Origin of the sequence: Mongoliibacter ruber (assembly GCF_003003005.1) — a bacterium.
In the GTDB taxonomy this organism is placed as follows: Bacteria; Bacteroidota; Bacteroidia; order Cytophagales; family Cyclobacteriaceae; genus Mongoliibacter; species Mongoliibacter ruber.
Window position 1 is genome coordinate 12,703 of sequence record NZ_PVTR01000025.1, and the last position, 12,569, is coordinate 25,271.

Annotated in this window: 9 protein-coding genes and 1 pseudogene; 2 read left to right on the forward strand and 8 right to left on the reverse strand. The window is 40.4% G+C overall.

All coding sequences use genetic code 11. The features are described 5' to 3' along the window. Positions 1-1,128: 1,128 nt before the first annotated feature. The 7 genes from CLW00_RS20845 to CLW00_RS20875 all read right to left on the reverse strand — a co-directional run bounded on the left by CLW00_RS20845 (position 1,129) and on the right by CLW00_RS20875 (position 9,498). Entirely contained in the window at positions 1,129-2,685 is a 1,557-nt protein-coding gene (locus CLW00_RS20845; RefSeq protein WP_106135652.1) for a glycoside hydrolase family 43 protein, read from the reverse strand. Between the two features lie 45 nt (positions 2,686-2,730). Further along, a complete protein-coding gene (locus CLW00_RS20850) occupies positions 2,731-3,870 on the reverse strand; it encodes an endo-1,4-beta-xylanase (protein WP_106135653.1) in 1,140 nt (379 codons plus the stop codon). Positions 3,871-3,928: 58 nt separating this feature from the next. After that, on the reverse strand, positions 3,929-5,077 hold the full coding sequence (locus CLW00_RS20855) for an aldose epimerase family protein (RefSeq protein WP_245917440.1): 1,149 nt from the start codon (positions 5,075-5,077) through the stop codon (positions 3,929-3,931). Between the two features lie 13 nt (positions 5,078-5,090). Beyond that, positions 5,091-5,789, reverse strand: a complete 699-nt coding sequence (locus tag CLW00_RS20860; protein ID WP_106135655.1) for an L-ribulose-5-phosphate 4-epimerase — start codon at positions 5,787-5,789, stop codon at positions 5,091-5,093. Between the two features lie 29 nt (positions 5,790-5,818). After that, positions 5,819-6,190 (reverse strand): four helix bundle protein, encoded by a 372-nt coding sequence (locus tag CLW00_RS20865; protein WP_106135656.1) that lies wholly within the window; start codon positions 6,188-6,190, stop codon positions 5,819-5,821. Between the two features lie 81 nt (positions 6,191-6,271). Then, a complete protein-coding gene (locus CLW00_RS20870) occupies positions 6,272-7,945 on the reverse strand; it encodes a ribulokinase (RefSeq protein WP_106135657.1) in 1,674 nt (557 codons plus the stop codon). Between the two features lie 5 nt (positions 7,946-7,950). Further along, entirely contained in the window at positions 7,951-9,498 is a 1,548-nt protein-coding gene (locus CLW00_RS20875) for an alpha-N-arabinofuranosidase (protein WP_106135658.1), read from the reverse strand. Positions 9,499-9,825: 327 nt separating this feature from the next. On the opposite strand from CLW00_RS20875, the gene CLW00_RS20880 reads away from it, so the two are divergent. Together CLW00_RS20880 and araA are read left to right on the forward strand one after the other, a co-directional pair. Next, positions 9,826-10,536, forward strand: coding sequence for an NUDIX hydrolase (locus tag CLW00_RS20880; protein ID WP_106135659.1), 711 nt, complete (start codon positions 9,826-9,828; stop codon positions 10,534-10,536). A 312-nt stretch (positions 10,537-10,848) separates the two neighbouring features. Then, on the forward strand, positions 10,849-12,339 hold the full coding sequence (gene araA / locus CLW00_RS20890; protein WP_106135661.1) for an L-arabinose isomerase: 1,491 nt from the start codon (positions 10,849-10,851) through the stop codon (positions 12,337-12,339). Positions 12,340-12,392: 53 nt separating this feature from the next. Here the strand turns inward: araA and CLW00_RS21735 are convergent. Beyond that, a pseudogene (locus tag CLW00_RS21735) lies at positions 12,393-12,569 on the reverse strand (transketolase family protein); the annotation flags it as partial.

The following is a 12,569-nucleotide window of genomic DNA, read 5'->3' on the forward strand; positions in this document are numbered from 1 at the left end:
ACCCCTTTGGGGTCTCAGACAAACATCATCACCTATCAATGCGATTCTTTTCATCCTTCATCCTCTCTTTTCCTTCATCATTCATCATCCATCATTCGATATTATTCCTAATTCAATATTTGCAAATCCATCTAGTCTTAATTCTGTAAAAAGCCTCGTAAACTTCCCTCGCAGAGGGATAGGTCGTAATTCGAAAATAAATAGGCCACAGACCTTTTCATCCTTCATCCATCAGCCTTCATACTTTTTTTTCCTTCATCATCCATCATTCGAAATTCGATATTTTTCCTAATTCAATGTTTGCAAATCCATCTAGTCTTAATTCTGTAAAAAGCCTCGTAAACTTCCCTCGCGGAAGGATAGGTCGTAATTCGTAAATAAATAGGTCACAGACCTTTTCATCCTTCATCCATCAGCCTTCATAATTATTTTTCCTCATCCCTGTTTTTGGCGAAAAGCATTGTTCAATAGTTAGCATTTTGCGGCCAAAAACCAAAATCAGAATGCTAATCATAATCCTCGGGTTTCAACCCGAGGCTATTTAAATTTGACCCCTTTGGGGTCTCAGACAAACATCATCACCTATCTATGCGATTCTTTTCATCCTTCATCCTCTCTTTTCCTTCATCATTCATCATCCATCATTCGATATTATTCCTAATTCAATATTTGCAAGTCCATCTAGTCTTACTTCCGTAAAAAGCCTCTTAAACTTGCCTCGCAGAGGGATAGGTCGTAATTCGTAAATAAATAGGCCACAGACCTTTTCATCCTTCATCCATCAGCCTTCATACTTTTTTTTCCTTCATCATTCATCATTCATCATCCATCATTCGATATTTTTCCTAATTCAATGTTTGCAAATCCATCTAGTCTTAATTCTGTAAAAAGCCTCGTAAACTTCCCTCGCGGAAGGATAGGTCGTAATTCGTAAATAAATAGGCCACAGACCTTTTCATCCTTCATCCATCAGCCCTCATCCTTTCTTTTCCTTCATCCTTCATCATCCATCATTCGAAATTCGATATTATTTCAAATCTCAATTCCTAAGCTAATCAGCTATCCCTCCGATTTGCCCCTCGTAATTCGTAAATTAAAAGTCCAAGATACCACAGGCCACAGACCTTTTCATTCTTCATCATTTCTTCCTTCCCCCTCTATTTTAAAAAATTTAAAATCAGCAAATCCACCTTTTGATTGGGTTCCAAATGAAAAAAGACCAAACCTATATCCCATAAAATGAGGGAGGGTGTATTTCATGGATAAAATATCACCGATCTGTTCCCAATTTTCTCCATCCAGACTATAATAAAATCTGGCTTGATCTTTCATGTTTTCAAAATCGCAGGCAGCCTTTAAATAAACAATATTTCCCTCCAAAGGAATCTGTGCAGTGATTTCTCCACTGATTTCTACTATCAAATTGCTTTTCCCACTTGCCCTTTTCACACCAATAAAGCCATACTCTTTTTGTAAGAGTATCATTCCTGCATTGTCACCCTCTTTTAGACCAGTAAAATCCAGTTTGGTGATTGCATTACTTTTCGGCCCAAAAGTCCTTTGGGTCAATGTGTTCCTGGTTTCCAATACATGGCTATCAACCCTGTCATTTCTTAATCTCAAGAAGCCAGGTCTTTCTTTGAGTGACCAATGGGTATTGATAGGATTGTGATTCCATTGCCATACCAATGGAAGGGTATAATCATGGTCCTCCCTTACAAAATCATCGGTGGCAACTATCATGGGAATACCTCTTTTTCCCGAAGGTAAATCAAGGAAATCAGGTACTTTTCCTTCCTCACCCAATACAGGCCAGCCATCGACCCAATCAACTGGCACCAAGTAAGGAATCCTTCCTACAGCTCCATAATCCCTAAAGAGATAAGCAAACCAATTACCATCAGGAGTGTCTATCAATCCACCTTGGGCTATCCCTCTATCGTGAAGTGCAACTTTTCCTTCGTAGGGGCCGGTTATTTTTTCAGAACGATGAACCAAAACGGTCCGCATTCCGCCTTTAGGCCAGGTAATATTTAGGAGGTAATAGTAATTGTCTTTTTTAAAAATCTGTGAACCTTCAGCCGGAAGACCTATATTTTCTCCAGCTACAACACTTGCATTCTCCACCAAAACCCTTTCGCTACCTGCTAGCACGCCGCTGAGGTCTTTCTCCAACTCTACAATCATGAGATCACCCGCTCCCCAGATCATATAGGTCTTGTCTTCATCAAAATATATAGTGTGGTCATGATAGGAAGGCTCAAAACTAATCTCTTCCCAAGTACCATTTTCTATGTCTGAGGTTTTGAAAATATGTGTTTTCCCACTAGTTGCGGCGAATGTGCTTAGGAAAAAAATGCCGTCATGATACCTGAGGCAGGAAGCCCAAGATCCTTTTCCATAGCTGTTTTGACCTTGATCAAGATTCATGGCAGGGTTGTCCACCAAAGTATGATACGCATAATTGACCAATTCCCAATTGACCAAGTCTGATGACTTCATGATAGGCACTCCAGGAGACATATGCATAGTGGTGCTGCTCATGTAATAGGTCTCTCCAACGCGAATCATAGATAGGTCCGGCACATCGGCAAAAATTATTGGGTTGCTAGCCCTTTCATTCTGAGCGAACAAAAGGGCAGGAAACAAAATCAACGCAAAGAACCAGGTATATAGAACCCTCATATTAAGGTGATTACATGTTGAAACAGCACTAGTATCGGTTTTGGCTTAAGGGTTCTGCAAGAAATCTGCAATTGATTTAACTACAGGCTTGGCTTGATAGGACCTGTCAAAAAGCAAAGGATAGTCTGTCCGGCCCCTTACAGGAAAATTGTTTTTCCAAGAATGTCCATCAGTCACTCCCCAAAAGGTCACTCTTGTAATATGATCACTGTATTTATCAAACAATCGGAAAAAGTCCATATAACGGTCATGAAATTCCTGTTCAGCTTCTTTTGTAAGTCCTTCAGTGTAGGGGTTGATTTCCTTTTGATATTCAAAAGTATCAGTTATTTCTGCACCTTGATGATTTGAAGGACTTGGAAGCACAGAGACATCCATTTCTGTAATCAACACCTCAAGTCCAAGGGCTGCAAACGCCTGAATACTTTTTTCAAACTCTTCCAAGGAAGGGTGATCCAAGCCAACATGGCCCTGCATACCGATCCCATCAATTTTTACCCCTTGTTTTTGAAGGTTGGACACCATTTTCACCACTCCTTCTCTCTTCCCAGGCTTGGCCATGGAATAGTCATTGTAAAACAACCTCGCATCAGGATCCGCTTCATGGGCCAGAGTGAAAGCTATTTTTACAAAATCTTCTCCTATGATTTCATAGAATTTACTTTGCCTCCATGATCCATCATCCAAAATAGTCTCATTGACAACATCCCAAGTATGAACCCTTCCCTTGTACCTACCTACTACTGTATTGATATGCGTCCGCATCCTTTCAATCAATACTTCTTTGGATACATCGTTCCCTTCATCATCTACAAAAAACCATCTTGGAGCTTGAGAATGCCAGATTAATGTATGCCCATTGATCTCCATATTGTTTTCTTCCCCAAAGGCTACAAATCTATCTGCATGTTCCCAGACAAACTCTCCTTCAACAGGCTGAATTCGCCCGCTTTTCATACAATTTTCGGCCACAATGGCATTGAAATGCTGTTTTGTGATTTCTAGCGCTTTATCATCCATGCCATTCAATTGCCTTTCATTGAGAGCAACACCTATTTTAAAATGGTTTTTGGCAGCTTCCTTCAAGGAAACAGGATCTTTTCTTGTGTCAAGGGTTAAGTCTGGATTTTGCGGTATCCAGATACTGGTACAAAATAGAATTGATAAGATTATTGTGAATTTCATGGTGTGTAGCTTAGGTTTGAGGTCAAGTATTTGTTATCAAATTCAGTAATACTGACTTTTATCTGACACCAAATACATATTGGATCTTGTGTGAGTATGTTTCTCCTGGATTAAGTCTGGATGTAGGAAATGATGGCTCATTTGGTGCATTTGGGAAGGTCTGCGGTTCCAGACAAAGGCCCATGTGCTGAGAATAAGTGACCCCATCGACGGTTACCTTTCCGTCAAGGAAGTTTCCTGAATAAAACTGCACAGCAGGTGAATCTGCATAAAGCTCCATCATTCTCCCCGAATTTTGGTGGTATAGCTCAGCCATTTTTACTAACTCTTCGGAGTGATTTTCCTTCACTACAAAGTTATGGTCATAGCCACCTGGTACCTCTCCTATTCTGGCACCTATCGTATGCGGAGTTTGAAAATCAAAAGCGGTTTCTTTCACTTCTTTCAGCTCGCCTGTAGGGATCAGGCCATCATCTACTGGGGTATATTTAGCAGCATTGATGGTCAATTGATGTTCCAAGACATCTTCTTTCATGGCACTCAAATTGAAATATCCATGATGGGTAAGGTTGACGACTGTTGGCTTATCCGTCTGCGCCTTAAATTCCAACAAGATTTTGTTGTCATCTGTAATTTCAAAACTCAAGGTCGTTTCTAGGTTACCGGGGTAACCTTCCTCACCGTCAATGCTGGTATATGACATTTTTACCAAAACTGATGTTTCCTTTTGTTCATAATCGGCATTCCAGACTACCCTATTGAAACCTTTCATACCGCCATGGAGATGATTGTCACCGTCATTGGTTGCCAATTGATAAGAATTCCCATCCAATTCGAATTTCCCTTCAGCGATCCGATTGCCAAACCTGCCTATAGCTGCTCCGAAATAATAATCGTTGCTATCATAACCCAAAAGGTCTGCGTAGCCCAGGACAATATTTTCGCTGTTGCCTTTTTTATCAGGCACGAGGATTTTGGTAATGATGCCTCCAAAACTGGAAATTTCCACTTTCATGCCTTGTCCATTGTCAATGTGGAACAATTTTGCTTTCTGATTTCCAACTTCTACTTCCTTTACTTCCACTTCAAATTTTTCATTTTCTTGGACCATTTCTTTTTCTTGAGATTTGTTGTTTGTGCAACCCCAGATAGTAGCTATCAGGAATGTCAAAAAGATTGCTGATTTGAGTTTTTTAGTATTTTTCATTTTGTATTTCATGTTAACATCCCTGTCCATAATAGGCATCTTTACCATGCTTGCGTTCATAGTGTTTTTTTACCAGGGCATCTTTCAATCTGACCGCATTTGGATTGATCTGAAGTGTCAGGTAAGCCATTTTGGCGACTTCTTCCAAAACTTTGCTATTGTAAACCGCCTTGGCGGCATCTTTTCCCCATGCAAAAGGTCCGTGACTTCCCACGAGAATCATTTCCACTTCATCTGGACTTAGTTTTTTATCGGCAAAACAATCCAAAATCTGTTGGCCGGTATTGTATTCATAATCCCCTTCAATAAGTTTATCCGACATTGGTGGGGCACAGGGAATATCAGCTGTCAAATGATCTGCATGTGTGGTACCAAAATTCGGGATATCCATGATCGCCTGAGCCCATGATACTGCATAAGTAGAGTGGGTATGACAGATCCCTCCTATATTTTCCCAGTGCTTGTATAAAAATGCATGCGTTTTGGTATCCGAGGAAGGCCGCATTTCACCTTCCACCACCTTACCATCAAAGTCAACGATAACAATATCCTCAACTTTTAAGTCCTCGTATGGCACGCCGCTAGGTTTGATGGCGAAGACACCCTTTTCTCTATCCACGGCACTTACATTTCCAAAAGTATATACCACCAAGTCCAGTTGGGGTAGTTGCATATTTGCGTCGTAACAGGTTTTTTTTAGGTTTTTGTACATTTATAAGGGTAGAGTTTAGATTTTAGATTTTAGATTTGGGGTTTGTTGGTAGGTTTTGGGTTTGACTTGTTCTTTATGGTTTTTAGACTACTGACGAAAATTGCTGTTAGTTCATTTGCTTCTTGAAGCAATTTGGTGACATCAGCCCAAGCCTTTTCTTGAATCAATTCTAACCAATAGCCGCTTTCATCCACTTCTTCCAATACAATTTGCATTTTTGAAATAAATTCATTGTCACTTCTGGCCCTACAAACAGCTCTGTAATTTGCACCTACTGATGTTGCTGATTTTACGAGCTGGTAAGATATGATTTTAGCAGACAGAACTTTGGGCAGAAATTCTACAAGTTCAATAATATCAAGAGCAAATCGCTTTGTCCTTTGTTTCAGCAAATTTTGCATATCGGTAAAAATTAGAAATGAAAAATATAGAAAGACCATCTAAAATAACACAATCTGCTTTCTCAATCTAAAATCTACCTTCTAAAATCTTAAATCATTTTCTATAAGCTTCCCAAACCCCACATACTCCCCATAAAGCTTTTCGTACACAGGAACATTGGCTGGGATGGGGTGATAGACTTTATCGAAGCCATTGCTCATGGCTTGGATTGCTGATTCGGTATTGGGATGAATTCCTGCTGCCACGGCAGCGTACATAGCGGCTCCCAGGGCAGGTGCTTGGTCTGAACTGGCGACTTTGATCGGCATATTGAGCACATCAGCGAGGGTCTGCATCACCAAAGTTGACTTCTTGGCAACTCCTCCAAGGCCTATTACTGCATCAATCTGAACACCCTCCTGACGGAATCTTTCCACGATACTTTTTGAGCCAAAACTGATTGCTTCTACCAGTGCTTTGAATACCCTGACAGCATCTGAACCCATATTCAGGTTCCTGATAGCTCCTTTCAGTGCTTGATTGGCATCAGGTGTCCTCCTTCCATTGACCCAGTCCAGTGCTACCACTTGAGACTCTTCAATTGGAATGGAAAGGGCTTCTTCGGATAATTTGATAAGCAATTGATCATCCAATTCAGCTTTCAAATTTTTCTTTTGTTCTTCATCCAAACTGGGGCTGGACTCAATCAATTCCAAAGACGGTCTCAGTAAAAGGTTTTTGAACCAAGCCAAGACATCACCAAAACCTGATTGTCCAGCTTCCAAACCGATTGTCCCAGGTATAACCGATCCATCTACCTGACCGCAGATTCCTGGAATCAATTTATCTCCCAGAGCCTCTTTATTTGTCACCATGATATCACAAGTAGATGTACCCATTACCTTTACCAAAGTGTTCTCGGTGATCTCCACCCCTACTGCTCCTGCATGTGCATCAAATGTACCTACAGCTACGACTGTCTCTTCAGAAAGACCAAGTTTATGAGCCCATTCTTTGCTCAAGTTTCCTGCAATTTCATCAGAAGTAAAGGTTTCTGTATACAGCCTATCCTTTAATTCTGCCAAATAAGGGTCGAATTTTGAGAGAAATTCCTTGGGAGGCAATCCACCCCAGCTTTCATGCCACAGGGCTTTATGCCCCGCCGCGCATCGGCTACGCTTCAATGCCAAGGGGTTTTTACATCCAATCAACTGGGCAGTAATAAAATCACAATGCTCCATCCAAGAAAATGCTGCGTTTTTTACCACTTCATCTTCTCTGATCACATGGAGAATTTTGGCCCAAAACCATTCCGAAGAATAAATTCCTCCTTCGTATTTGGTAAAATCTTCACCTCCCCAAGTTCTGGCGATTTGATTGATTTCATCAGCTTCTTTGATGGCTGTATGGTCTTTCCAAAGTACCATCATGGCATTTGGATTGTCTTCAAATTCAGGCTTCAAAGCCAATGACTGCCCTGCTTCATCAACAGGCATTGGCGAAGAACCAGTAGTGTCCACACAAATGGCTTTCACTTGATTTTTGTCCACATCTGATTTTGATAAAACAGATTTGATGGTTTGTTCAAGGCCTTCAAGATGATCAAGAGGGTGTTGCCTGAACCGATTGGAAACCGGATCACAGTATTTCCCCTCTTTCCATCTCGGATACCAATACACATGGCTGGCAAGGCAGTTTCCATCAGTTGTATTGACCAAAACAGCCCTGACAGAATCAGTACCGTAGTCGAGCCCAATTACAAATTTGTCTTTCATAATAATTATTTGACTTGGATCATGATGACTGAATTCGCAGGTGCTGTAACTTTCAGGCTGTTTTTATTTAGTTTAAAATCCTTGAAAGCTTCTTTCTTCACGACATCCTTATCTTCAAAAGTATTGTAAGAATCGATTTGAGGTGCAGATACCATAGCAGCTTCTGCTTTTGTGGCATTCATACCGATCAAGTCTACATCTATTTCAATTTTCTTATCAGGATGAACATTCGCGATGCTGATATTGATGGTTCCATCTTCAGATTTTGAAGTGGAAACCTGTAATGCTTCTATACTTTGCTCACCAAATACCACTTTTTCAGTAGCTAAAAAATGCGGGAGCAACTTGGCGTCTTTATGTGGCTTGTAGAGATCAAAGACGTGGTAAGTAGGAGTCAAAATCATGTCATCTTCAGAAGTCAGAATGATGGCCTGAAGGACATTTACCGTCTGGGCCAAATTGGCCATGTGGACTCTATCGGCATGTTTGTTGAAAATATTCAGGGTAATCGCCGCAACATGAGCATCCCTCATGGTGTTTTGTTGATACAAGAATCCAGGATTTGTACCAGGCTCTACCTTAAACCAAGTACCCCACTCATCGATGATAAGTCCGACTTTTTTCTCAGGATCATATTTGTCCATAATCTGACTATGCTTGGCAATCAAATCATCCATAACAGCAGCCTTATTCAAGGTTTCCAAATATTCTTCCTTGTCGAAATCAGTTGCAGAACCTTTGTTTTCCCATGATCCAGTCACAGTGTAATAATGCAAGGATAAGCCATCCATCATTTCCAAAGGAATGGTTTTCATCAAAACCTCAGTCCAGTTCAGGTCCCAATTATTGGCACCTCCGGCTATTTTATAAAGTTTATTGCCCCCATAATCTCTGGCATATGTGGCATACCTTCTATATTCATTGGCGTAGTATTCAGGAGTCATGTTACCACCACAACCCCAGCTTTCATTTCCTACCCCCCAATACGTCAGGTTCCACGGCTCCTCTTGTCCGTTTTTCTTCCTCAGTTCTGCCATTGGGCTCACCCCGTCAAAATTGATATACTCGATCCACTTGGACATTTCTTCCACAGATCCAGAACCAACATTTCCAGTGATATAGGCTTCTGTGTTTATCTTATTGACAAAATTCAGGAACTCATGCGTACCAAATGAATTGTCTTCTGTCACACCACCCCAATGCGTATTGACCATTTTGGGCCTGTCGGCAGGGTCTCCTATGCCATCAGTCCAGTGGTATTCATCTGCAAAACAGCCTCCAGGCCATCTCAAATTTGGGATTTCCAAATCAATCAGGGCCTGCATAACGTCTAGCCTGTAGCCATCTTCATTAGGCACAGAAGAATCCGGTCCCACCCAAATGCCACCATAAATATTTCTGCCCAAATGCTCTGCAAAATGACCATATATGTGTTTGTTGATAGTAGACTCCTCTTGTAAGGTATTGACCACAAGCTTGCTTTGAGCAAATGCCATAAAAGGAACAAGGGTCAGTAGAAATACTGACATACAGAGATTGATTCTTTTTTTCATTATTTCAGGTTATGATATTTATTGTTACTATTTGTATTGGCACTCATTGTATCTAACAGCTGATAGCAAATCCTTGATTTGGGTTGACTCACTTTTCAACTGACGCAATTACTGTGTAATTTACAAACAAGTAAATACTAGCCAAAAATAAATGTATTTTTTACACTAAATACTTTGCCCCGACCCTTTTTTTCTGGAAAACATTCATTAAACCTTAAAAAAAATCCTCATTTAGGTTACCTGTATCCTTAAGATTACCAAATATGCAATTGATTATGGTATATTAGAATTTTGTTTCGAGTTGACTAAAGTGAAATTCAAGTAAAAATGAAATATTCCAATCAATTGAGACTGCTAGTGGCGGTTGACTGCATCATTTTTGGTTTTGATGGAGAACAGTATAAACTTCTTTTAATACAGCGTGGATTTGCTCCCGAAAAAGAGAAATGGAGTTTGATGGGTGGTTTTGTCAGAGCTGAAGAGACCCTAGACATGGCAGCTGAAAGGGTATTGAACCAACTTACTGGTCTAAAGGATGTATACCTGGAACAACTTCAAGCATTCAGCGAACCTGATAGAGATCCAATCGAACGCGTGATAGCTGTCGCCTATGTGGCCCTTATTGATATCAAAAAATACCAACAACAAATAGACGATAGCTTTCATGCCCAGTGGTTTACTATGAATGAATTGCCACAATTGATATTCGACCATAGGGAAATGGTAACCACAGCCTTAAATAACCTTAGGTACAAAGCGGCACTTCACCCAATTCTTTTTGAACTCTTACCCGAAAAATTCACCTTGCCTCAACTTCAGACATTGTATGAGGGACTTTATGACATTAAAATGGATAAAAGGAATTTTACCAGAAAACTCCTGTCTACCAATCTGCTGAAAAAGGAAAAAGAAAAGGATAAATCTTCAAGTAAAAAAGGAGCTTTTTACTATTCATTGGATGAAACAGTCTATAAAAACAACTTTGAAAATTTCCTCAATTTCGTCTCAAAAAACGACCTCAATGTCTTGAACGAATAAAAAATTTCAAGATTTTTTCTACATTATAAGAGGTGTGTAAAAAACACTTATTAATATTGGGGATATTTCCGGCAATGAATTGATCCCACATTGGATTAGAATCCAACTCAATGCTGTGGTCTTTGTCATTCAACTTGGGAAAAAAAATTGTACCCAGATACAAAGAAGACTACTGATCAAAAATCATTATCTACTGATCCAGTTTATTTGATAAGCAAACCTATTCAAAATATCTCTATAGATATAATTTTGATTGCCGCGTTTTATCATTCTTCTGGATATTATTTTAAAAAATCAATAACTAAATCAAGCATGCAAACTCTCAAACATAACGAAGTCTGGTTGATAACGGGAAGCCAGCACCTTTACGGAGAAGAAACACTCCGTCAAGTTGCAGAACATTCCCAAACTATTGCCTCTGCACTTGACCAATCTGAAGGTTTGAGTGTAAAAATCGTATACAAACCAATTGTCAAAACTCAGGAAGAAATATTTGCTGTTTGCGAGGAAGCAAATCACAATAAGGCCTGTATAGGAATTATTACGTGGATGCATACTTTTTCTCCTGCCAAAATGTGGGTAAGAGGACTGAAGATTCTTCAGAAGCCAATGCTTCACCTCCACACACAATTCAACCGTGATATTCCTTGGGAATCTATAGATATGGACTTCATGAACCTCAACCAAAGTGCCCATGGAGATAGGGAATTTGGTTTTTTGGTATCACGAATGAAAATCGAAAGAAAAGTAGTAGTTGGTCATTGGAAGGACTCTAAAGTCATTCACCAAATTGATACTTGGGCAAGAGCTGCTGCAGCTTGGGCAGATTGGCAAGGAGCCAAATTTGCGAGATTTGGTGACAATATGAGGAATGTGGCAGTGACGGAAGGTGATAAGGTAGAAGCCGAACTTCAGTTTGGTTTTGCGGTAAACACTTTCGCAGTCGGTGACCTGGTTGCTTACATCAATGCGGCCACGGAGACTGAAATAAAAACACTGATTGAGGAATATGAATCGACTTACACCTTGGCTGATAACCTAAAGGTGAATGCTGCAAAAAGATCTTCCCTCATAGATGCCGCCCAAATAGAAATTGGAATGCGGAATTTCTTAAAAGAGGGAGGGTTCAAGGGTTTTACCAATACATTTGAAGACCTGCACGGAATGAAACAACTTCCTGGAATTGCTACTCAGCGATTGATGGCGGAAGGTTATGGCTACGCTGGAGAGGGCGACTGGAAAACAGCCGCTTTGGTGCGGGCAATGAAAGTGATGGGAACTGGACTAGAGGGAGGCAATGCTTTTATGGAGGATTATACTTACCACTTCGAACCATCCAACAATATGGTTTTGGGAGCCCATATGCTGGAAGTAGATCCTGTGTTGGCATCAGGAAAGCCTACATGTGAAGTACACCCATTAGGTATCGGAGGAAAAGAAGATCCTGTAAGGTTAGTATTCAATGGAAAAGCAGGCCAATCCCTCAATGCTTCCTTAGTAGATATGGGAAACAGGTTTAGGCTTGTGGTCAATGAGGTGGATGCAGTAGAGATCCCAAATCCGCTGCCCAAACTCCCTGTCGCCAGGGTCATGTGGAGACCTTTACCGGATATGAGTACAGCTTGTGCCGGTTGGATCTATGCGGGAGGAGCACATCATACTTGTTTCAGTCAAAGCCTGACTACTGAGCATTTGGATGATTTTGCAAAAATTGCTAGAGTAGAAAACATTACTATAGGAAAAGAAAGTAATCTCAAGCAACTTCAGAACGAAATTAGATGGAGTGATAAATTCTATTCTTGATAAGAACATAAAAAAAGATCAGGTGTAAGTGCCTGATCTTTTTATTTTTATTCCTATTTCCTCTTCAAGGCCTTCTTGGCAGCTTTTACAATATTTTCTGCATTCAGGCCATACTTTTCAAGCAATTGGGTGGGCGTTCCGGATTCTCCGAAAGAATCATTGACACCTACATACTCCAATGGGGCCGGATGATTGCTGATCAAAGTCTGGGCGATGCTGTCTCCCAAGCC